Below are 23635 nucleotides of genomic sequence, written 5' to 3' on the forward strand. Positions count from 1 at the left end.
ATGCAAGTCTATGAAGCCCCCATCCGCGACATGCTGTTCAACATCAACGAACTGCATGAAGACGACGGTTTCGGCAATCTCGAAGGGTTCGAGGATTTCGACGAGGACGTGACCGTCGCGATCCTTGAAGAAGCCAACAAGCTTTGCCGCGATGTGCTGCTGCCGATCAACTGGCCCGGCGACCAGGAAGGCTGCCGGATCGAGAACGGCGTCGTCCGCACGCCCAAGGGCTTCCAGGAAGCCTACAAGCAGTTCTGCGAAGGCGGCTGGGCCGGTCTTGGCGTATCGCAGGAGTGGGGCGGCCAGGGTGCCCCACATTCCCTCGGCAAGATGGTGGAAGAGATGACCTGCTCGGCCAACCTCTCCTTCGGCCTCTATCCCGGCCTGACCGGTGGCGCGATGGTGGCGCTGGAGGCCTATGGCAGCGACGAGCTGAAGAACTTCTACATGCCGAAGATGGCCAGCGGCGAATGGTCCGGCACCATGTGCCTTACCGAACCGCATTGCGGCACGGACCTGGGCATGCTGCGCACCAAGGCAGAACCGCAGGACGACGGCAGCTACCTCGTCACCGGCAACAAGATTTTCATCAGCGCCGGCGACCATGACCTGACCGATAACATCGTGCACCTGGTCCTTGCGCGCCTGCCCGATGCCCCTCCGGGCGTGAAGGGCATCAGCCTGTTCCTTGTGCCGAAGTATCTGCCCAAGGATGACGGATCGCTGGGCAACCACAACAACGCAGGGCCAACGGCGATCGAGCACAAGATGGGCCTGAAGGCATCGGCAACCTGCCAGATGTCGTTCGAGGATTCGAAAGGCTGGCTGATCGGCAAGCCGCACCGCGGTCTTGAAGCCATGTTCGCCATGATGAACACAGAGCGCGTGGCCGTGGGTATCCAGGGCCTGGGTGTGGGTGAAATCGCCTACCAGTCGGCGGTGTACTACGCGAAGGACCGCTTGCAGGGCCGTTCGCTGTCGGGCGTGAAGAACCCCGATGGCCCCGCCGATCCGATCATCGTTCACCCTGACATTCGCCGGATGCTGATGACCATGCGCGCCTACAACGAAGGCAGCCGTGCGGTTTCGGCATGGGTCAGCCGCGCGCTGGATGCAGAGCACGCCTCCCCCGAACCCGAGGCGCGTGAGCGGGCAAAGGATTTTGTCGCGCTGATGACGCCGGTGGTGAAGGCCCTCTTCACCGACCTTGGCCATGAAAGCGCGCACCTAGCTGTGCAGGTCTATGGCGGCCACGGCTACATCCAGGAAACGGGTGTGGAACAGTTTGCCCGTGATGCGCGCATTGCGCAGATCTACGAAGGCACCAACGGCATCCAGGCGCTGGACCTTGTCGGCCGCAAGCTGCCCGATCGCATGGGCAAGAATCTGCGCAGCTTCTTCCACCCGGTCTCCCAGTTCATCGAAGACCACGGCTCGGACGAGAAGATCGGCAAGATGATCGCCGGACTGCAACAGGCTTTCGGCGCGTTGCAGATGTCCACCGGGCACATCGCGCAGAAGGGTATGAAGGATCCGGAGGAAGCGGCAGCCGCCGCGACCGATTACCTGCGTCTGCTGGGCTTCGTCGCCATGGGTTACTGCTTTGCGAAGGCGGCGAAGATCGCCCACGCCAAGCTGGAGGAAGGCACGCAGGAGAAGGACTTCTACGAAGCCAAGATCATCACCGCCCGCTACTTCTTCGATCGGCTGCTGCCGCCCGTGATGGCGCAGATGATGGCGATCACCAGCGGCAAGTCGAGCATGATGGACATGCCGGCGGAAGCGTTCTGATGAGGAGCGCCGCTAATCCGGCCTTGGACACCTTCGCTGGCGGGCTGAAAGTGCCCGCCATCGTTGCGCCCATGTTCCTCGTTTCCGGGCCTGACTTGGTGGTGGAAAGCTGCAAGGCCGGGCTTTGCGGCACCTTCCCTGCGCTCAACCAGCGCACCACCGAGGGGTTCGACGAATGGCTGTGCGAGATTGAGGAGCGGCAGGGTGATGGCGACGCGCCATACGGGGTGAACCTGATCGTCCACGGCTCCAACCCCCGGGTTGAGGCCGATCTGGAGGTGTGCATCAAACACAAGGTGCCGCTTATCATAACCTCTTTGGGGGCTGTGCCTGATTTGGTGAAGGCCGTGCATTCCTACGGGGGGCTGGTGTTCCATGACGTGATCCAGCGCCGCCACGCGGAAAAGGCTGCCGAGGCCGGTGTCGACGGTATCATCGCCGTTGCCGCGGGTGCTGGCGGCCATGCGGGCACCTTCAGTCCCTTCGCCCTTACCAGCGAAATCCGCGAGTTCTGGGATGGGGCACTGATACTGTCGGGCTCCATGAGCCACGGCGGGCACATCGCCGCCGCGCAGATGATGGGCTGCGACTTCGCCTATTTCGGCAGCCATTTCATCGCCGCCAAGGAAAGCATGGCTCCGCAAGGTCAGAAGGACATGATGATCGGCGCCTCTGCGAAAGACGTTACCTACACGAACAAGGTGACCGGCGTGGGCGCGAATTTCCTCACCCCCAGCCTGGAGGCAGCGAAACTGCATGATGCGCCGGGCGAAATGTCACTGAACGAGGAAGCCAGGGCGTGGAAGACCATCTGGTCTGCCGGGCATGGAACAGGGGCCGTGCGCGACGTGCGACCGACAAAGGACATTTGCCAGCAGTTGATTGCCGAATACGAAGCAGCACGGTCGAATTTTTGCGGATGACCGGCACCTGCGGCCCGCACGCTCGTTACTCCTGCTGAATGTCACGCACCATTGCCAGCAATGCCCCGCGCATAAACGCCATCGCCACGGCGGTACCGGAATGCGACGTACACACGCGCTACACGGAATGGGCCGCGTCCCAGCTTGATGACGAACGCAAGGCGAAGCTGTTTCGCCGGATGGAATCGCGCGGCGGGATATCGCATCGCTATTCGGTGCTGTCGGGCAAGGACGCCGCTCTCGACTTCGGCAGTTTTTACATGCGCGAGGAAGAACCGGGGACGCGGGCTCGCATGGAACGCTACGCCGCCCATGCGCCCGACCTGGCGATGCAGGCCATCGCCGGACTGCCTTCGACAGAGGGCGTGACCCATCTTGTCGTCGCCAGTTGCACCGGGTTCCTGGCCCCGGGCCTCGATCAAATCATTGCCCGCCGCCTCGGCCTTGCCGCCGGTGTGGAGCGGGTCTCCATCGGTTTCATGGGCTGCTACGCCGGTGTGACGCTCCTTCGCACGGCTGCGCACATTGTCCGCTCCGATCCCTCAGCCCGGGTGCTGGCTGTCGCGGTAGAGCTGTGTTCGTTACACCTCCAGCAATCGCAGGACATCCAAAGCCTGCTGGCCATGGGCCAGTTTGCCGACGGCGCAGCCGCCGTACTGCTCAGCGCCGATGGCGAAGGACTGGCGCTTGGCCAGGGCCTGTCGCTGGCACTGGAGGAAAGCGGCGACCTGATCACCTGGACCATCGGTAACAGCGGCTTCGTCATGCACCTTTCCGGCGAAGTGCCCGGCAAGCTGGGCGAAGCGCTGGACGACCCGGCTGTGCAGGAGACCATTCTAGGCGAAAATCCGCCGACCACATGGGCAGTCCATCCCGGCGGAAGGTCCGTGCTCGACGCGGTCGAGCGCGGCCTTGCCCTTCCCCCCGACGCACTCGACGCCTCTCGCGGCGTGCTCGACGAGTTCGGCAACATGTCCTCCGCCACTGTCCTCTTCGTGCTCGATCGCCTCGCACCGGAAAAGCCCGCCTCCGGCATCGCGCTCGCATTCGGGCCGGGGCTGGCGATGGAAGGGGTGCGTTTTGGCTGGATCGGCAGCGATGCTTGAACAGCGGCTGGATGCCGAGGAACTGATGGACGATCCGGCTCTGCCGGAAGCGGTCTATCGGCGCGTCCTGGCCGATCTGGCAAAGGTCAACCGCGCGACCCTCGCCTATCGTCCCACGCTTGAATTTATTGCCAAGGCGCTTGCGGGGCGCACGGAATTCACGCTGCTCGATGTCGGATTCGGCCAGGGCGACACCCTGCGGGAAATTGCCGGCTTCGCGGCGAAACGGGGCATCAAGGCAAAACTGGTCGGCGTGGACCTCAACCCCCGCAGCGAAAAAGCTGCGCGAGACGTAACCGATCCATCGCTGCCGATAACCTACATCACCGGGGACTATGCCGACCTGATGAGCGACAAGTGGGACTTCATCGTCTCCAGCCTCGTGGCGCACCACATGAGCAGGGACGAACTGCTGCTGTTCCTGCAGGTGATGGAAAGCGAGGCCCGGCTTGGGTGGTTCGTCAACGACCTGCACCGCCATGGCCTCAGCTACCTTGGCTACCCCATCCTCGCGCAGCTGGCCGGGTGGCATCGCATCGTGCGCATGGACGGACAGACCTCGATCGCCCGCAGCTTCCGCCGCCAGGAATGGCTCGCGCTGCTGGACGAGGCCGGTGTCGAAAAGGCGCAGGTCACCAGAAAATTTCCGTTCAGGCTGTGCGTATCCCGGATCCGCTGATCCTCGGCGCCGGCCCGGCCGGCTGTGCGGCAGCCATCGAACTGGCACGGGCGGGCGCGGAGCCCTTGCTGCTGGACCGGAACGAGGAAGTTGGCGATCCGCTTTGCGGCGGGTTCATGAGCTGGCGCACACTGGCACAACTGGATGCCATGGGGGTGCACACAGGTTCACTAGGTGGGCAGAAAGTGGACCACCTGCGCATCTTCGCGCACGGACGGGAAGCGCATACTCCCCTGCCCCAACCGGCGCTGGGACTGTCGCGGCACGCCCTCGATTGCGCCATGCGCAAGGCCGCAGTCGCCAGCGGTGCCCGGCTGGAAATCGATACGATTCGCTCGCTGAGTGACGGTTGCCTCCACGGGCAGGAGCGGGACTGGCAGGCAGATTGCGTCTTTCTTGCCAGCGGCAAACACGACATCCGCGGCCAGGCTCGCCCTCGCACGGCGAGCGATCCGGCACTCGGCCTGCGTATTCGTCTCCCCGCCAGCACAGAGCGAACCGCGCTGATCGGCTCTGCCATCGAACTGCACCTGTTTACCGGCGGCTACGCCGGGATCGTCCTTCAGGAAGGCGGATCGTGCAACATCTGCCTCGCCCTGCGGAAATCGGCACTTGCCGATGGGGGCGGCGATCCTGTGTCGCTGCTGGCGTGGGTAGCATCTCGCAACCGGCATTTCGCCCAGCGCCTCGGAAACGACTGGAAAAACAGTCGGATAGAGACGATTGGCGCAGTCCCCTACGGCTGGATAGCGCAGGAAACCGCGACGGGCCTTTACCGCCTTGGCGATCAGGCGGCCGTTATTCCCTCACTCGCCGGCGAAGGCATGTCCATCGCCGTGGCAAGCGGGAGAATGGCCGCGCGCTATTGGCTGCGTGACGGCGCCGACGGCGCGCCGGCCTACCAGCGCGCCTTTGCGGCAAGAGCCTATCCACCGGTGCAAATGGCAAAAGCGGTGCGGACGCTGGGCGAGACATGGCTGGGAAGCGAGGCCGCGCTGATGCTCTCGGCCATTTCGCCAGCTCTTGTATCGCACCTCGCCGAGCGCTGCCGAATTTCCATGGACAGCGCAGACTGACCCCTTGGCTTGCACCGGCGTGCGTCCCTGCTAAGAGGCCCGCAAACAGTTTCGAACTCCACCAATAGACAGGACCCCCCATGGCGAAAATTCAGGTCAAGAACCCCATTGTAGAGATCGACGGCGACGAGATGACCAAGATCATCTGGCAGTGGATCCGCGAACGGCTGATCCTGCCCTACCTCGATGTGGACCTGAAGTACTACGATCTCTCCGTCGAAAAGCGCGACGAAACCGACGACCAGATCACTGTCGATGCCGCCAAGGCCATCCAGCAGTACGGCGTTGGCGTGAAGTGCGCAACGATCACCCCTGACGAAGCGCGCGTCGAGGAATTCGACCTCAAGCAGATGTGGCGCTCGCCCAACGGGACGATCCGCAACATCCTTGGCGGCACGATTTTCCGCGAGCCTATCGTGATCGACAACGTGCCGCGCCTTGTTCCGGGCTGGACCGATCCCATCGTGGTCGGCCGTCACGCCTTTGGCGACCAGTATCGCGCCACCGACACCCTGATCCCCGGCGCGGGCAAGCTGCGCATGGTGTTCGAGGGTGATGATGGCCAGAACATCGACCTGGAAGTGCACACCTTCGACCAGCCCGGCGTGGCAATGACGATGTACAACCACGACGAGTCCATCCGCGACTTCGCCCGTGCCAGCTTCAACTACGGCCTCGACCGTGGCTGGCCGGTGTACCTGTCCACCAAGAACACCATCATGAAAAAGTACGATGGCCGCTTCAAGGACCTGTTTCAGGAAGTTTTCGATACCGAAGGCTTCAAGGAAAAGTTCGAAGCCGCCGACATCGGCTACGAGCACCGCCTGATCGACGACATGGTCGCCGCCGCTCTGAAGTGGAACGGCAAGTTCGTATGGGCCTGCAAGAACTACGATGGTGACGTGCAGTCGGACATCGTGGCACAGGGCTTCGGCTCGCTGGGTCTGATGACTTCCGTGCTCATGACCCCCGATGGCAAGACCGTAGAGGCCGAAGCCGCTCACGGCACCGTGACGCGCCACTACCGCCAGCACCAGCAGGGCAAGGCCACCAGCACCAATCCGATCGCCTCCATCTTCGCGTGGACCCGCGGCCTGATGTATCGCGGCCGTTTCGACAACACGCCGGACGTGGTCGCCTTCGCGGAATCGCTGGAAAAGGTCTGCATCAGCTGTGTCGAAAACGGCAAGATGACGAAGGACCTGGCCTTGCTCATCGGCCCCAGCCAGAGCTGGATGACCACCGAGCAGTTCTTCGAAGCCATCGTCGATGGTCTCGAAGCCGAAATGAAGAAGCAGGGGCTCGTTTGAGCCACTGATTTCACCAGAGTGGAAACGAAACCTCCGTTGCGCCATTAATCCGGCGTAACGGGGGCTTTTATCTATGACCAAGGCACGTCTCGAAGTCCGTCAGGCTGAAACTGGCGATATCCGCCGGATCGCGGCGCTGGCGAAGCGTGTTTACGAGGATTTTGCGCCTTACACCCAGAGCGAAATCCGCGGACAGCTGAACAACTACCCGGAAGGTTGCTTCGTCGCCCTGCTGGACGACAAGCTGATCGGCTATTGCGCCACCATGCGCATCGGCGGTGACAAGGCGCTGCGCCCACACGGCTGGGACGAGATCACCGGCAACGGATACGGCAGCCGCCACGACCCCAAGGGCGACTGGCTCTATGGATATGAACTCTGCGTCGATCCCAAAACGCGCGGTACGCGCATCGGGCGGCGCCTGTACGAGGAACGCCGCGCGCTGGCGGAGCAACTCGAACTGAAGGGCATTGTCTTTGGCGGGCGCATGCCGAACCTGTCGCGCAGCTGGCGACGGGTCGACGGGCCGGAAGATTACCTCGAAAAGGTCATAGCCGGGAAGATCCACGACCCGGTGGTGCGCTTCCAGCTCGCCAACGGATTCGAGCCTGTCGGCGTACTCAAGAACTACCTGCCCGAAGACAAGCGCAGCCGCGCCTTTGCCACGCACATGGTGTGGCGCAATCCCTTTGTGGACCAGGAAGCCAGCCCCAAGGCCCGCGTGCCGCGCGGGGTGGAGAACGTGCGCGTCGCCACGTGCCAGATGCAGGCCCGCGCGGTGAAGGACTTCGACGAATTCATGCGCCAGGTGCGCTATTTCGTCGATGTTGCAGCCGATTATGAGGCGGACTTCATCCTCTTTCCAGAGATGTTCACGCTGATGCTGCTGAGCGCCGAGGAAAAGGAACTCTCCCCGCTGGAAAGCATCGAGCGACTTTCCGAGTACACACCGCGCATCCGCAAGGCGCTGTCGGAGATGGCGCTCAAGTTCAACATCAACATCATCGGCGGCTCACACCCCACGCGCATGGACGATGGCGACATCCACAACGTCGCAATGGTGTGCCTGCGCGATGGATCTATTCACGAGCAGGAAAAGATCCATCCCACGCCCAACGAGGCCTACTGGTGGAACATCCACGGTGGCGACACCGTCGACGTGATCCAGACCGACTGCGGTCCAGTCGGCGTGCTGATCTGCTACGACAGCGAGTTTCCCGAACTCGCCCGCAGGCTGGCGGACGAAGGCGCGAGGATCATCTTCGTGCCGTTCTGCACCGATAGCCGCCAAGGCTACATGCGCGTGCGGTACTGCTCTGCCGCCCGCGCGATCGAGAACCAGTGCTACATGGTGCTAAGCGGCAACGTCGGGAACCTGCCCAACGTGGCGAACATGGATATCCAGTACGCACAAAGCTGTATCCTGACGCCGTGCGACTTCCCCTTCGCCCGCGATGGCATCGCGGCGGAAGCCACCGAGAACGTCGAAACGCTGACGATCAGCGACGTGAATCTGGCCGACCTGGCGTGGGCACGTGCGGAAGGCACAGTTCGCAACCTCGCGGATCGCCGGTTCGACCTCTACCGCATCGAATGGGAGCAAAAGGGCTCTGGCGGCGATGCGACTGACATCAGCGGACCTCCCCCAACGCGGCAGCATGGACCGGGTGGGGGTTAAGCTGGATTCTCACTGACGAGTTTGGACTGATCTCCGCTAACGCGAGTATATGCACCGCCATCGCCGTCGGCCGTAAACTCAATGAAGACCTCGACAGTGCGCTCGCAAATTGTGATGGGCCAGATTTCGGACCAACTGCCAGCATAGCGCCCTCCGAACACATCAGGACCAAGGTCGCTTCCCTCGTTTGCCACGCGTGTCACGCCAAGAGTGTGGGAAGCTTCTGTAGCGCATCCGACACCTGCGCTTCGCAAGGTGGCCAAGGCTCCCAATCGTGCCAGCGGAAGCGTATCGACGAAGAGGGAATCCCAAGCAATCGAGTCCCCGCGATTGACGCGGATGGTTCGAAGGTCTTCGTCCGCGTCCCTGATTACCATGAAGCGAACCGGCGCGTTATCGCACCCCGGAAGGCTTGCTGTAACAAACCAGGCGTTTCTGAGAGTTCCATTCAATACGCCTGTGAATACATATCGATCAGCCGTAGCGGGCCGCACGTCGCGGAGGGCGACCTGCGTATCTTGGCAGCCCCCATCCGGCCCATAGATTTCAGCGGCCGTTGTGAGTACCTCCTGCTCAAGTAGAGCATTATCGGGGCTGGGTGCGGCCTCGTTCCACTCGGTCAGCTTCTGCACAATAATGGGGTGTTGAGCACCAGCTGGATTCGCGAAGAATATCAGCGTGATAAATCCGACCAGGCGCAGATGAGACAATGACGATCTCCTGAAAGGACCGAATTAACCCGAGATTCTGAGGTCAAGCAACAGCAACCGCAGGCTCTTTCGTAGTCGCCTTGCTCACCAGCCAGATCGCCAGCCAGGAAGCTGCGAAGCCCGGGATGATCTCGTAGATGCCGGGGCCGCCCAGGAACTCGCTGTTCCAGCCGAGGGCGATCCACGCCATCACCACGCCCGCGCCCACCACCAGGCCTGCGACCGCACCTGCGCCGGTCATGCGCTTCCATGTTAGCGAAAGAATGATCAGCGGACCAAAGGCTGCACCGAAGCCCGCCCAGGCATTGGCGACCAGGGCCAGCACGCCGCTCTCCGGATCGCTTGCAATCACGATAGCCGCAACGGCTACCAGGGCCGTACTGATGCGTCCCACGGTCACAGCTTCGCGCTCGCTGGCGTCTTTTTTCAGGAACAGGCGATAGAAATCCTCGGTCAGAGAGCTGGAACTCACCAGCAGCTGGCTCGAGATCGTCGACATGATCGCGGCCAGCAATGCTGCCAGCAGGAAACCGGTCACGAACGGGTGGAACAGGGTGTTGGCAAGCAGGATGAAGATCGTCTCCGAATTCTCCAGCGTAAGGCCATTCATCTCCACGTGCGCACGGCCCGCAAGGCCTACGCCCAGCGCACCGATCAGCGCCACGAACATCCATGCGAGGCCGATGTTGCGCGCAGCTTTCACGCCGCCCTCGCGAATGGCCATGAAGCGCACGATGATGTGCGGTTGGCCAAAATATCCCAGCCCCCAGGCAATGGCGGAGAGGAACCCGATCGTCGTAAGACCGCCGAACCAGCTGAGGAAATCGGGATCAACCGCCCGCAGCGCATCGCCCGTCGCGGCCCAACCATCTCCGAACAGCACCACCAGTGGCATGACCACCAGAGCCACCACCATGATGCAGCCCTGCACGAAGTCGGTCAGGCTGACAGCCAGGAATCCGCCGACCATGGTATAGGCCAGCACCACCAGCGCCGTGAGCAGGACGCCCGCCATGTAGGGACTGAAGCCCATCACCGGCGCGTCGATGAACGTGCTCTCGAACAGCAACCCGCCCCCGACAAGTCCAGCGGCGGAATAGACCGCGAAGAACACCACGATGATGATGGCAGATGTCACCCGCAGCGCCACTGCCTTGTCCGGAAAGCGATTGGCCAGGAACTGCGGTATGGTAAGGGCATTGCCATATTCAACGGTCTGCCGCCGCAGCCGGGGGGCAACCACGATCCAGTTCACCACCGCACCGACGAAAAGGCCGATGCCGATCCATGCTTCGACCAGGCCCGACAGGTAAAGCGCCCCGGGCAAACCCAGCAGCAGCCAGCCCGACATGTCGGATGCGCCAGCGGACAGGGCCGCCACCGCCGGCGGCAGGTTCCGCCCGCCCAGCAGGTAGCCTTCGCTATCCTCGGTCGAGCGTTTCCAGGCATAGAGTCCGATGCCGAGCATCAGGATGAAATAGAGAGCGAGTGCGATCAGTGTCGGTGTCTGCATGGCCGCCATCCATACATGACAGGCAAGCGATGTGAACAGGTGGCAGCAAGTTTGCCAGACCCTTTCGCGGCGAGCCGCTGCAACGCAATATAGCGGTTGTTAAACTATCGCCAATCTTCGATAATGACGCCAATGCACGGTGCCGAAGCCATCTCCCCGATCATGAAGGACGCGTTGGTTATCCTCGGCGCGGCCGGTATTGTCATACCCCTTTTCGCCAGATTTCGCGTCACACCGATCATCGGGTTCATCCTGATAGGACTGCTTGTCGGGCCTTACGGGCTCGGCCGAATGGTGATCGAGCACGAATGGCTCTCGTATGTGACAATCACCGATCAGGAGCGGCTGGAGCCCTTCGCCGAATTCGGCATTATCCTGCTGCTGTTCGCGATCGGGCTGGAACTGAGCTTCAAGCGACTGTGGCAACTGCGCAGGCTGGTTTTCGGTCTCGGCGCGCTGGAATTGCTGGTGATCGGTTCGCTGATGGCAGCAATCCTTTCCATGATGGGGCAGTACTGGACCGGCGCCCTGGCGCTCGGCCTTGCCCTCGCCTTCTCCTCCACCGCTCTTGTCCTCCCCATCTCTGGCACCAACACGCCGGTAGGCCGCGCAGCCCTGTCGATGTTGCTGTTCGAGGACATCATGATCGTGCCGGTAATCTTTCTGCTGGGTGCGTTGGCGCCCTTCGCGCAGGAAGAAGGCGCGGTCAGCCTGATGGACACCCTGTGGCAGGGCCTTCTGGTGGTCTTCGTCATGATGGTAGCCGGTCGGCTCCTGCTGCCCCGCCTGTTCGCCCAGGCAGCGCGCACGAAGAGCCCGGAACTGTTCCTTGCGGCCAGCCTCTTGGTGGTAATCGGGGCCAGCCTCGCCACGGCATTCGTGGGCCTGTCGCCCATCGTCGGGGCACTGATTGCCGGCCTGCTGATCGCGGAAACGGAATACCATACCGAAGTCGAAGGCATCATGGAGCCGTTCAAGGGCCTGGCGCTTGGTATCTTCCTGATCACCGTCGGCATGAGCATCGATCTTGCGACCATCTGGAACAACCTGTGGCTAATCCTTGGGGCGGTCGTCGGCGTGTTGACCCTGAAGGCCGTGGTAACAGGCGTGCTCCTGCGGCTGATGGGCGCGCGCCGCAGCACGGCGACGGAGACCGGGATCCTCATGGCCAGCCCGTCGGAAACGACGCTGATCGTGCTCGCGGCCGCTACCAATGCGCTGCTGATCCAGCCCGGCACCGCTCAATTCTGGCAAATCGTCACCGCTATCGGCCTAACCATCACACCGCTGCTTGCGCTGCTGGGCCGTCACGTGGCTGGGAGGGTGGAGCCTGCGCCTTCGCTGGAAGAGATGGACGGCGATTCTGGAACCCCTCGCGTCATCATCGTGGGCTTCGGCCGCGTCGGCAGGCTGGTGGCGCAGATGCTGGACATGCACGGAAAAGCTTATGTCGGCGTAGATGCCGATGCCGATCTGATCGAGCGCGCTCGCCGCGAAGGCTATTACGCGATCTATGGTAATGCGATGCGCTCGGACGCGCTTGACCGGCTGGGCATCGACAACGCCCCCGCAGTCATCCTGACGATGGATGAGCATGTCCTTGCGCAGAGACTGGTCAAGAAGCTGCGCGCAGCCCGTCCCGACATGCCGATCATCGCCCGCGCCCGCGACAGTTTCCATGCGGCAGAACTTTACAAGAGCGGAGCCTCCACCGCCGTGCCGGAAACGCTGGAAAGCTCGCTGCAGCTATCCGAGGCGGCCCTGGTGGACCTGGGCGTAGCTATGGGGCCTGTGATCGCCTCGATCCACGAAAAGCGCGATGAATTCCGCGAGCAGATCCGTGAAGAAGGCGCCCTCGAATCCAAGCCGAAACTGCGCACGAGCACGGCAGAAAGCTGAAATTCTCGGAAATACAATGGGGTTGGAGCGTTGGTGGGGAAAGGAGAATTTCCCATGAGCGGACATACAGACCCCACCAAGCCCACCCCGAACGACGAAAAGTTCAAGCCCAAGAATGTCGCCTCGGATGACGAGCATGGTCGCGACACGCGCAACATGAAGGACGTGCCGCGTGGCAGCGATGGTGATCGCCGCCGCGCCGCCCAGAATAGAACCGACTAAACGTCAGGCCGCGACGGTTGCCAATGCGTCTCGCACGGCAGCCAGCGCGGCATCGGCATTGTCGCCGTCCGGACCGCCACCTTGTGCCATGTCCGGGCGGCCACCGCCACCCTTCCCGCCCAGCGCTTCTACACCCGCGCGTACGAGTTCGACTGCACTGATCCGGTCGACCAGGTCATCCGTGACCCCGACGGCAAAAGCGGCTTTTCCATCATTTACAGCGCAGATCGCGGCAACACCCGAGCCCATACGCCTTTTTGCTTCGTCCAGGAGCCCGCGAAGTTCCTTAGGGTCCATCCCCAAAAGGACTTGGCCCGAGAACTTCACGCCAGCGATCTCTTCGTCAGCCTTAGGCGCAGCCCCGCCGCCACCGCCGAGGGCAAGCTGCTTCTTCGCCTCCGCCAATTCACGTTCCAGCGCCTTGCGCTCATCCACTAGCGCCGCGACCCGCGCCTCGACCTCGTCCGGCGCGGTTTTCAGTGTGGCGGCAACCGATTTCAGCGCATCTTCACGGCGAACCACCCATTCGCGCGCGGCTTCGCCCGTCAGCGCTTCGATCCGGCGGACACCCGATGACACTGCACTTTCCGAGATAATCCGGAAAAGACCGATGTCACCAGTAGCGCGGACGTGCGTGCCGCCGCAAAGCTCGACCGAGTAGTTCCTGCCGCTGCCCTGCCAATCCGACCGTCCGATCGAAAGCACGCGGACTTCGTCGCCGTACTTCTCTCCGAACAACGCCATGGCACCGGCCTCTATCGCGTCGTCGGGGCTCATCAACTGGGTGCGCACATCCTCATTCGCCCGGATCTCGGCATTGACCTCGGCCTCGATGGCCGCGAGTTCGGCCGGGGCTATCGGCTTGGGATGCGAGAAATCGAAACGCAGGCGATCTTCGGCTACCAGGGATCCCTTCTGTGTCACATGCTCCCCAAGGTGATTGCGCAAGGCGGCATGAACCAAGTGCGTGGCCGAATGGTTGGCGCGGATCCTGTCGCGACGCCCGGCATCGATCGCCAGGTGGACAGTGTCGCCAACCGAGATGGTGCCCGACCGGATTGTGCCATGATGGGCGTGGAGGCGACCAAGCGGTTTCGAGGTATCCGAAACGTCTATCTCCAGTCGTCCATCGCCGGTGATCTTGCCTGCGTCGCCCGTCTGGCCGCCACTCTCGCCGTAAAACGGGGTCTGGTTCGTGAGCACGGTCACGTCCTGACCGCTGTCCGCGCGATCAACTTCTTTACCGTCGACTACGAGCGCAACCACTCTGCCTTCGCCCTCCGTGGACGCGTAGCCGGTGAACTCGGTGGCACCTTCGCGCTCGGCAATGTCGAACCAGTGTTCGCCGTCTGCAGATGCGCCAGACCCTTTCCATGCGGCCCGCGCGGCAGCTTTCTGCTGCGCCATCGCAGCATCGAAACCTTCGCGGTCCACGCCGACACCACGCGAACGCAAAGCATCCTCAGTGAGATCGTAGGGGAAACCATAGGTGTCGTAGAGCTTGAAAGCCGTTTCACCGGGAAGGCTGTCACCTTCTTCAAGCGATCCAGCCTCCTCGTCGAGCAGGCGAAGTCCTTTTTCGAGCGTCTGGCGGAAACGGCTTTCCTCCCGCTCCAGAACCTCGGTGATCAACGCCTGCGCCCGGCCAAGATCGGGGTATGCCTGGCCCATTTCGCCAACCAGCGTGGGCACGAGACGGTGCATCAACGGTTTGTCCGCCCCCAGAAGGTGCGCGTGACGCATGGCGCGGCGCATGATCCGCCGGAGCACGTAGCCACGGCCTTCGTTGGAGGGAAGGACGCCGTCCGCGATCAGGAAGCTGGTCGATCGCAGATGGTCCGCGATCACACGATGGCTGGCGAGTGCGCTATCTTCCGCGCGGGCACCAGAGAGGTCCTCGCTAGCGGCGATGATCGTCTTGAAAGTATCGGTCTCGAAAACGTTGTGAACGCCTTGCAGAACGGTGGAGATACGCTCCAGTCCCATGCCCGTGTCGATGCTCGGGCGCGGCAGGTTGCCGGTAATCTCGTCGGCTTCCTGCAGATGCTGCATGAATACCAGGTTCCAGATCTCGACGAAGCGGTCACCGTCCTCATCCGGCGAACCCGGGGGGCCGCCGGCCACATCAGGGCCATGATCCCAGAAGATTTCGGAGCATGGGCCGCACGGGCCATCCGAACCCATGGCCCAGAAATTGTCCTTCGTCGGAATGCGGATGATGCGGTCTTCCGGCAGACCGGCAATGCGTTTCCACAGGTCGAAGGCTTCGTCATCGGTATGATAGACCGTCGCGGTCAGGCGGCGGGGATCGAGACCAAACTCTTTCGTGACCATGGTCCACGCCAGCTCGATGGCGCGTTCCTTGAAATAATCGCCGAAGCTGAAATTGCCGAGCATCTCGAAGAACGTCAGATGGCGAGCCGTATAACCGACATTATCCAGATCGTTATGCTTGCCGCCGGCCCGAACGCATTTCTGGCTGCTGGTGGCACGCGGTGCCGGCGGCGTCTCCACGCCGGTAAACACGTTCTTGAACGGCACCATCCCCGCATTCACGAACATGAGCGAGGGATCGTTGTACGGCACCAGCGGCGCCGAGGGCACGATCTGGTGATCGTTGGCCGCGAAGAAATCGAGGAATGTGCGGCGAATATCGTTGGTCGAGGTCATGAATGGCGAATTAGGGAGCAAAGTGCGCCCCGGCAAGCCGCCATAAGCTACTAGCTGCCCTTCTTTGCTGTCACGATCCACGCGGCTGCGGGCAGTGCCACGATTCCTGCATGGCAACTGCGCTGGCAAAGCTCCCTCAAGCGGGCATGGAACCGGCCCTTCGCAGCATCATCGAGTTCGGCTGACGCGCGGGCGGCAGGGCCGATCCGACAGAAGTAGCCGAAGGCGTCGTCCACAGCGTTCTCGCCTGTTCCGGCGATCATGGGATAATCGAACTCCTCGAAAGCAACGTCAGCCCAGCCTCCCTCTTCGAGGATCGACCGTACGCGATCGCAATCAGCGAACGCGAAAGGACCGGGGGCCGTGGGATCCATCGCCGGTGGCACCCGCGGCAGTAATCGTATCACTTCGGTGAAGAAGGGATTGAGCGCGATATCCCGGAAGCAGGAGAACATCAGCGGCGCACCCTCTTTCGCCTGATGGGCCAGGTTGGCAAACGCTGTGACCGGATCGTCGAAGAACATCACGCCGTGGCGCGATATCACGAGATCAGGTTGTATCCCTGCTTCTGCTGACCATTCTGCAGCGTCAGAAAGGACGAAGTCGACGTTGCCCAGATGGCACGACCGTTCCTGTGCGGTGGCGATGAGTTGCGGTGATATGTCGACACCGGTGACCGTTATATCGGGCCGGCCACGGGCCATGGCGAGTGACAGTTCGCCCGCGCCGCAGCCCACGTCCAGGACATTACGAAAGCGGAATTTGCGCGTGCGTTCGAGCAGGCGTTCGGTGAGGAGCGTGAAGCTGCGGTCGGTACGGCGCCATTCGGCGGCCCAGGTCTCCCCGCTGTTGCCTTGCCATTCGCTCTTGTCGACCACGCCTTGCCTCCCGCTACTGCCGGAGCGTTATCGGTCGGGAAGGCATCGGTGGCAACTGCCCTGATGCGAAGAAGCCGGCGCGGGGGGCAGGAATGCCACCACTTGCCGGCTCCGGTTTCGCAAGGCCGTGCTTTTCGTGTTTTCGTCTGCGGCTTTCCAACTAATGTGGAACACCTGGAACACAGTCCTGGAGGCAAAAACCGCCAGGGGCCTTCTTGAGAAGATCAGTCCTCCGATTCCGCGTCCGGACCGGTCATCATCTCCTCGGCGACTTCGTCGGTTTTGCTGCGAATGGCAGCTTCCAACTTGTCGCGAATTTCAGGGTTTTCCTTAAGGAAGGTCTTCGCGTTCTCGCGGCCCTGGCCGATGCGCACGCTGTCGTAGCTGAACCACGAGCCGGACTTCTCCACGATACCGGCCTTGACGCCGAGATCGAGGATCTCGCCGATCTTCGAGATGCCTTCGCCATACATGATGTCGAATTCGACCTGCTTGAACGGCGGGGCGACCTTGTTCTTCACCACCTTCACGCGGGTGGAGTTGCCAATCACCTCGTCACGATCCTTGATCGCGCCGGTGCGGCGGATGTCGAGGCGAACCGATGCGTAGAACTTGAGAGCGTTGCCGCCCGTCGTGGTTTCCGGGTTACCGTACATCACGCCGATCTTCATGCGCAGCTGGTTGATGAAGATCACCATGCACTTGGAACGGTTGATCGAACCGGTCAGCTTGCGCAGCGACTGGGACATGAGACGCGCCTGCAGGCCGACGTGGCTGTCGCCCATCTCGCCCTCGATCTCTGCGCGCGGCACCAGTGCGGCAACCGAATCGACCACCAGCACGTCAATCGCGTTGGAGCGCACAAGCGTATCGACGATTTCCAGCGCCTGTTCGCCGGTATCGGGCTGCGAGACGATCAGTTCATCGATATCGACACCCAGCTTGCGGGCATAGATAGGATCGAGCGCATGCTCGGCATCGACGAAGGCGACGGTGCCGCCCTGCTTCTGGCATTCGGCCAGAACGTGCAAAGCCAGCGTGGTCTTGCCCGAGCTTTCCGGACCGTAGACTTCGATTACGCGTCCCTTGGGCAGTCCGCCAATTCCCAGAGCGATATCGAGACCCAATGAACCGGTGGAGATCGACTCCACGTTCATCGTTTCCTTCTGGCCCAGCTTCATTGCCGAGCCCTTGCCGAATGCGCGATCGATCTGCGCAAGCGCGGCGTCCAGCGCCTTCTGACGGTCCACGTTGGATTCCTTTTCAACCAATTTCAGATTTGCGCCTGCCATGACATGGCCTCCGTCTGCTTGCTAGGGTCGTGTTCAACTCTTCAACAGAAGCACATGTACCCACTTTGTTCCATAAGAACAAGAGTGGAACAAAATTTTTGTTGGATTTTCCGCGAAAGACACGCCCTTGCGCCATTCCCGCGAAGAAATCACTGCTAGTCAGTGACTTCCCCAACCTCCCAATCCAGCGTGCGCGTTCCGTTTGCCGGAACGTCAACCAGGATGATTCGCTGGCCATTGCGCAACCGTTCGCGCACGCCGCGAAAACGCCACTGGCTGTTGAAGCCCAGTTGCAAGCGCACGGTAACGGGATGCGGATTGGCGTTGGTGATCGTTGCGCGGGTTTCCATCCAGCGCGCCTCGTCGTCGCGCGGGTCTTTTGCGCCCGCATGGTTGCACGTCACGAAAACCTGCGAAGACTCTCCTAGTGACAGTTCGACATCCTGCCCGGAGGCGTAATCGCGCAGTGTTTCCTCTGCCACCAGCAGTTCCCCGCGCGGACCGCGTTCGAACACCGAGACTGTACCGGTGGGCAATGCCACACCCAGCCCGTGGCGCTTGTCGTTCACCGTTTCCAGTAACAGCCGGGCCTGCGTGGGATCGGCATTCCAGTTCCACGGCGTGCACTCACTCTCGTAGACCAGTTCGCCTTCCACACCTTCTTCGCGCAGGAAAGCGACCTGCTTCAGCCCTTGCGCATTCACGTCGACCGGCACCGGAACACGGTAAAGCTTCAGGTCGCCAAGCTGCTCCTCGCCCGCCATGACCGGGGTTGCCGATTCCATCATTTCACGCTGCACCCGGGCGCCCGTCACCACGATCAGGGCATCTTCGGAATAGGCAGCCATCGCCGCTGGAGGGGGTGGCGGCGGCGGCGGAGGCGGCGGATAGCCCACGGGTGAGCCGCGCGCCGTACTGCCGATCGGGTAGCACGTCAGCCGAAGAGGCCGCGCGGTTGGCGGATCGGCCAGATCCTCGAAATCGCTGGTCACGTTCAGCGTGCCCGCGACGGCCATCAGTTCCGCATCCTCGAAGCTCTGGCCATTGTCGTTGAGGATGGTGAGCCAGCTTGTCAGGTCGAAGCGAACGTCGTCGGCATCGCGTCCTTCGTGCAGGGTGGCGACGTAGCTTGCTTCCCAGTCGAAGCCCCAGGCGAGGTACGACAGGGTAACCGTATAGGTGCCGCCGCTGGCATCGCGGGTATCGATGGAGAAAATCGGTTCGGAGGAGAGCCCGTCGGGGATATCGTCGAAAGTCAGCCGCTCTGGCAGGCCCGAACAGCGCACCGCCTCGAACCCGTCTTGCGTCTGCAGCACCAGCCCGCCATCGGCTCTTGTGCGGATCACCGCTTCCTCGCTCGCCGCTTCTCCCGTGCCAGGGTTGGTGCGGGTGATGCGAACGCGGTTGCCCAGTGTGCCATTCACCAGCGCAGCAGGGCTGAGGAGGTCGGCGTTGCGGTTCTTCTCGATCGTGCCGCCCGGCAGTCCGGTGACGATGGCGCTGACTGCCACCATCCCCTCTGCCACGCCCTCGAAGCGGATGCGCGATTCGCCGGGCGGCAAGGTGACAGTCCGGGTTTCGGAGATCATCGCGAAGCCGCGCGGCCAGTCGGGGTTCATGGTGTCGCCCACGCCCCGATTGGGATCACGGTAGACGGTCACCGCGAGGCTTTCGGGGGACGAAGCCTGCACCACGGGCCGTTCCTGCGCGGCGGCAGGGACAGTGCACCCGGCGGCGATCAGGCATCCGGCAATTCGTGCGAACAAGTATCTCGGCAAAGAGGGGGGATGGCGCATTGCCCTTCCCCTAGAACCGCGTCTCGTATGTCACGCGAACCTCACGCTCGCCATTGGCGGGCACGGTGACGCGGTAACGGCGGCGATCGATATTCAACTGCTCGCCAGGCACATCTTCCGAAACGACACGGAAATCGCCGCCCCACCATCCCTGGTCCAACCCGCCCTGCGTCATTTCCACTTCCACCGGCGTGGGCTTCGCATTGGTGAACGTGTAGCGCATGGTGGTGCGATAGTAATCGACCGCCCTGTCTATCTCCACCTCGCGAACCTGCTCGCCATCGATGGTGACGCGGTAGCGCGCGCTGCGCTCGTACTCGGCGGCGGTGATCTTCTCGCGGCTCTCGACCTCGGTCTGCAGCGTGATGTCGAAGGCATCGCCGGTGCGCAGTGACAGGCGGCTGCCCATCGGCGTGTGGCCGATGCCGTTTTCGCCCACGAACTGCGGATTGCCCTGCGCATCGCGCTGGTAGAAACGCACCGTGCCAGCCGGCAGGGCATCGCCCAGCCCGCCCTCTCGCGAGGAGGAGAAAGCAATCTCGGACGAGACGTTACGCGGCCCGGAATCGTTGGTCAGCCATGGGACATAAGCGCTGTACACGCGCTGTGCCGGCACGCCCTGTACATCGAGGAAGCTGACCTGCTTGGTCTGCGCGTTGGCGATCGTGGTGCGTTCGTCCAGCGGATAGAGATAGAAATCGCCCAGCCGTTCGCGGTCTGCTGTCTCTGTGCCGGGGCGAACCATGCCGCGGCGTGGCCCGCTGGCGCCGCCATTGGGATTTCCCGCTACCAGCAGCGTGTCGGCAGCGTGAAACGTGGTGCCAGTGGTGTTGGTCAGCGTGACCCAGCCCTGCATGTCGACCGTATTGTTGACCTCGTCGAATAGCGAAACGTAGTCGGCAGTCCAGCCCAGCCCGGGCGTCAGGTAACGGATCGAGGCCGGGCGCGTGCCGCTGCTGGTGGAATTGAGCGTAACCGAAAGCGTCGGCCGGGCGCGCAGATTGGGCGGCACTTCGTCGAAGACTACGCGCACCGGCAGGCCATCGTCGCGCAGCACCTCGATCCGGTCGCCGATGCGCACCACCACGCCGCCGGCGGTGGAAAGCACCTCCGCCCGCTCGCGCACTTCGGCCCCGGTTGCAGGATTGGTGCGAATTAGCGTGACGGTCTGCCCGATGGCCTTTTCCATCAGCTTGGTGGGTGTGAGCAGGTCGAAATCGAAATTCTGTTCGACGATGGCGGTGTCGTCGGCATTGAAGCTGAGGGTAGCAGGACGAATCTGGGCCGAAACGTCGGGAAACTCGATCCGTGTCGTTCCGCGCGGAATGTTCAGCTGGCGAATGTCCTGCACCAGCGACTGGCCGTTCTGGTAGATGGTGACGGACACGTCGCCCTGCGCGGTGCCTTCGGTCTGCTGTGCAGACGCGGGCAAGGCCAGCGCACTGGCGGCAAGCAGCGCGGCGGCGGTGTGGCGGATGGTCATGATGGCAGTCCTCCCCAAAGAATGGCGATGATATAGGGTATCATGACCTGTATCGGTCATGAACAGCCTTTCGCCAGCGTTCGGGTAAGAGTGCTAACCGCCCTTTCGCGGGTTCGCCAGCACTTCGCCCACCTTGTCAGCAATTTGCTTCACGCTGAAGGGCTTGGGAATGAAGTGCATGGCCTCGATATCGATCTCGCTGCGCAGTTCGCCTTCGGCATACCCGGACATGAACAGGATCGGCAAAGCGGGATGCTGCTTGCGTATCTCGCGCGCCATGGCCGGGCCGTTCATGCTCGGCATGACGACGTCCGATACCACCAGGTCGAAAGGATGCTTGCCCGACCTGACGATTTCCAGCCCCTCGTCCCCGTCGCTGGCGGTGACGATGGTATAGCCCTGCCGCGCCAGCGCGCGCTCGGCCACGGCGCGGACCATGTCCTCGTCCTCCACCAGCAGGATGCAGCCACCGCCGGACCAATTGCTGCCCTTCTCCTCCACCTCGGTGCGCCGCAGTTCTTCTTCGGTCGCCTCGTGTACCGGCAGGTAGATGGTGAAGCGCGCGCCCTTGATGCCGCCATCCGCTGCCTTGGCATTGGAAGCGAAGATGAACCCGCCGGACTGCTTGATGATGCCGTAAACGGTCGACAGGCCCAGTCCGGTGCCCTTGCCCTGCTCTTTCGTGGTGAAGAACGGCTCGAAGATGTTGCCCAGCACCTTTGCGGGAATGCCGCCGCCGGTATCCTCTGCCACCAGCACGGTGTAGTCGCCTGCGGGGATGATCTCGCTGCCCATGCGGCGGATGTCCTTCGCCTCCACCCGGCGCGTGGCGAAGGTGAGCGTGCCGCTGGCGCCTTCCCCGCCCCCGCTCGACTGAATGGCATCGCGCGCGTTGACCGCGAGGTTGATGACCACCTGCTCCAGTTGGCGGGGATCGGCGCGGACCGGACCAAGGTTGCGATCGTGCCGGACCTTGAGAGTGATCTTCGCGCCCAGCAGGCGCTTGAGCAACTGGCTGACCTCGCTCAGCACGTCGGGAAGTTGCAGCACCTCGGGTTGCAGCGTCTGCTGGCGACTGAAGGCGAGCAATTGCCGCGTCAGGCTGGCAGCGCGGTTGGAGTTGGCCTTGATCTGCTGGATGTCGTCATAGTCGCTGTCGCCCGGAGTGTGCCGCAGCAGCATGAGATCGCAATAACCGATGATGGCGGTGAGCACGTTGTTGAAATCGTGCGCCACGCCGCCCGCGAGCTGGCCCACGGCCTGCATCTTGGTAGCCTGCGCTACCTGCCGTTTCAGCCGGGCCTCCTCCGTCGTGTCGGCCAGCGAGAGCAGCACGGCAGCCTCGCCCAGGCCGCGTACCCCGGCAAGGCCGATACTGACAGGTTCGTCCGGCTCGCCGCGCAGGCGCACGGCAACGTCGCCACTGGAAGCCGGTCCCTGGCCATAACGGCGAACCGCATCGGACATGGCGGTCTTGTCGCGCGGCACCACCAGGTCCGAGGGATAAGGCGGCAGGTCGGCGCCGATGCCCGATGCACGCCGGAACGCGGGGTTGGCGAAGAGGAACTTGCCGTCGCGGTTGGTGGTGGCAAGGCCCAGCGGCAACTGTTCAAGCAGCCCCTCGAGCTGCGCGGCCTGTCCCTTGCTTTCCCCGCCCCAGCCGCCAAGGCCGATGCCGCTGTCGATCAGCAGCATGATCGACGGCGCTTCTGCAGCGGTCTTGCCGGGCGTCTTCTCGCTCGCGGCGAGTTCCGGATCGACCAGCGGTATCTGCACCAGCGTTTGCGGCGAACCCTTCTGCCCCTCGCGGGAGAAGAAGATACGCTCCCGGTCGTCGGATCGCAGCAGGCGGACGAATTCCTGGCCCGACATGCTGGCGTTCTCGTCCCCCAGCGCGCGGCGGGCGAGTGCCGGGTTTGCCGCGCGCACCATGCCGTCCGGCGAAACCAGCGCCACGGCAATGCCGGCCGCGCCAAGTACCTTGCCGAACAGTCCGGTAATGTGGACGCCGATACCGGCCAGCGGATTGGTGCGGGTAACCGGTGTGAAGCGCCAGACGAGATATTCATCCCCGCTTCCGGCGCGCACGGCGCGGGCTTCCCAGCTCTTTTCCTCGTCGGCGACGACCACCGGCTCGCTGCCCTTCCCGTCGCGCCAGGCAGAGCGCGCCAGCCGGGTCAGCTTCTCCGCGCTCGCCCCGTCCACGGGAAGGCGCGGCGGGGCATTGCTGGAGCCGAACCAGAGCTCGAACGTGGCATTGGCGCAGACCAGCCGGTTGGCGCGGTCGGTAATGGCCACGGCCTCGTCGGCGCGCTCGATAGCGGCCACGGTGACGGACCAGTCGGGCATGTCGGCCACGGGCTGGACCTGCGCAGAAACCCGCGCCCGTGCAGCGCCAAAGGCAATCAGCCCCAGCACCACAAGACCGCCTGCATAGGCCAGCGTGGCGGCGGTGTTTTCGGTAGCGAACTGGATCAGCGCAATGCTGGCAAGCACGGCGGCTGCCACCGCGATGCCATCCATCAGAGGGCCCGACTCCTGCGCTTTCACAATCTTCATCGCAAAGGCCTTAGCAAAGCCGCCCCGTGCGCCCTAGACGGCAATTGGCG

General features: G+C 62.8%; 17 protein-coding genes. 9 read left to right on the forward strand and 8 right to left on the reverse strand.

Going from position 1 to position 23635, the window contains the following annotated elements; translation table 11 throughout:
• From D2V07_RS02435 to D2V07_RS02465, 7 genes are all read left to right on the forward strand, one after another.
• The gene (locus tag D2V07_RS02435; protein ID WP_119584400.1) at positions 1-1791 is read left to right on the forward strand and encodes an acyl-CoA dehydrogenase C-terminal domain-containing protein; all 1791 of its coding nucleotides are present in this window, start codon (positions 1-3) and stop codon (positions 1789-1791) included.
• Entirely contained in the window at positions 1791-2714 is a 924-nt protein-coding gene (locus tag D2V07_RS02440) for an NAD(P)H-dependent flavin oxidoreductase (protein ID WP_233548205.1), read from the forward strand. Before D2V07_RS02435 ends, D2V07_RS02440 begins: the two co-directional genes overlap by 1 nt.
• A 38-nt stretch (positions 2715-2752) precedes the next feature.
• Positions 2753-3820 carry a type III polyketide synthase gene (locus D2V07_RS02445; protein ID WP_119584401.1) on the forward strand — a complete coding sequence of 356 codons (1068 nt, stop codon included), beginning with the start codon at positions 2753-2755 and terminating at the stop codon, positions 3818-3820.
• Positions 3813-4499, forward strand: a complete 687-nt coding sequence (locus tag D2V07_RS02450; protein WP_119584402.1) for a methyltransferase domain-containing protein — start codon at positions 3813-3815, stop codon at positions 4497-4499. Before D2V07_RS02445 ends, D2V07_RS02450 begins: the two co-directional genes overlap by 8 nt.
• Entirely contained in the window at positions 4478-5575 is a 1098-nt protein-coding gene (locus tag D2V07_RS02455) for an NAD(P)/FAD-dependent oxidoreductase (RefSeq protein ID WP_158586750.1), read from the forward strand. Before D2V07_RS02450 ends, D2V07_RS02455 begins: the two co-directional genes overlap by 22 nt.
• A gap of 80 nt (positions 5576-5655) precedes the next feature.
• Positions 5656-6885: an NADP-dependent isocitrate dehydrogenase gene (locus D2V07_RS02460; protein ID WP_119584404.1), complete on the forward strand. Its 1230-nt coding sequence runs from the start codon at positions 5656-5658 to the stop codon at positions 6883-6885.
• 73 nt (positions 6886-6958) lie between these two features.
• Positions 6959-8563, forward strand: coding sequence for a bifunctional GNAT family N-acetyltransferase/carbon-nitrogen hydrolase family protein (locus D2V07_RS02465; RefSeq protein WP_119584405.1), 1605 nt, complete (start codon positions 6959-6961; stop codon positions 8561-8563).
• On the opposite strand, the gene D2V07_RS02470 is transcribed toward D2V07_RS02465, so the two are convergent.
• A complete protein-coding gene (locus D2V07_RS02470; protein ID WP_119584406.1) occupies positions 8560-9273 on the reverse strand; it encodes a hypothetical protein in 714 nt (237 codons plus the stop codon). The two genes, D2V07_RS02465 and D2V07_RS02470, sit on opposite strands and share 4 nt — an antisense overlap.
• Positions 9274-9316: 43 nt before the next feature.
• Positions 9317-10786 (reverse strand): sodium/proline symporter PutP, encoded by a 1470-nt coding sequence (gene putP / locus D2V07_RS02475; protein WP_119584867.1) that lies wholly within the window; start codon positions 10784-10786, stop codon positions 9317-9319.
• Positions 10787-10918: 132 nt separating this feature from the next.
• Between putP and D2V07_RS02480 the strand changes: the two genes are divergently transcribed.
• Together D2V07_RS02480 and D2V07_RS18665 are read left to right on the forward strand one after the other, a co-directional pair.
• A complete protein-coding gene (locus tag D2V07_RS02480; protein WP_119584407.1) occupies positions 10919-12685 on the forward strand; it encodes a cation:proton antiporter domain-containing protein in 1767 nt (588 codons plus the stop codon).
• 54 nt (positions 12686-12739) lie between these two features.
• A complete protein-coding gene (locus D2V07_RS18665; protein ID WP_199698712.1) occupies positions 12740-12907 on the forward strand; it encodes a hypothetical protein in 168 nt (55 codons plus the stop codon).
• A 3-nt stretch (positions 12908-12910) separates the two neighbouring features.
• On the opposite strand, the gene alaS is transcribed toward D2V07_RS18665, so the two are convergent.
• The 6 genes from alaS to D2V07_RS02510 form a co-directional block, all read right to left on the reverse strand.
• The gene (alaS, locus tag D2V07_RS02485) at positions 12911-15577 is read right to left on the reverse strand and encodes an alanine--tRNA ligase (RefSeq protein WP_119584408.1); all 2667 of its coding nucleotides are present in this window, start codon (positions 15575-15577) and stop codon (positions 12911-12913) included.
• 50 nt (positions 15578-15627) lie between these two features.
• On the reverse strand, positions 15628-16455 hold the full coding sequence (locus tag D2V07_RS02490; protein ID WP_119584409.1) for a class I SAM-dependent methyltransferase: 828 nt from the start codon (positions 16453-16455) through the stop codon (positions 15628-15630).
• A 224-nt stretch (positions 16456-16679) separates the two neighbouring features.
• A complete protein-coding gene (gene recA, locus D2V07_RS02495; RefSeq protein ID WP_119584410.1) occupies positions 16680-17747 on the reverse strand; it encodes a recombinase RecA in 1068 nt (355 codons plus the stop codon).
• Positions 17748-17902: 155 nt separating this feature from the next.
• Positions 17903-19513, reverse strand: coding sequence for a DUF4139 domain-containing protein (locus tag D2V07_RS02500; RefSeq protein WP_119584411.1), 1611 nt, complete (start codon positions 19511-19513; stop codon positions 17903-17905).
• Between the two features lie 40 nt (positions 19514-19553).
• Positions 19554-21026 (reverse strand): DUF4139 domain-containing protein, encoded by a 1473-nt coding sequence (locus tag D2V07_RS02505; RefSeq protein WP_119584412.1) that lies wholly within the window; start codon positions 21024-21026, stop codon positions 19554-19556.
• 93 nt (positions 21027-21119) lie between these two features.
• Entirely contained in the window at positions 21120-23585 is a 2466-nt protein-coding gene (locus tag D2V07_RS02510) for a response regulator (RefSeq protein WP_119584413.1), read from the reverse strand.
• Positions 23586-23635 lie beyond the last annotated feature (50 nt).

It is taken from the genome of Aurantiacibacter zhengii (assembly GCF_003584125.1).
Classification (GTDB): domain Bacteria; phylum Pseudomonadota; class Alphaproteobacteria; order Sphingomonadales; family Sphingomonadaceae; genus Alteraurantiacibacter; species Alteraurantiacibacter zhengii.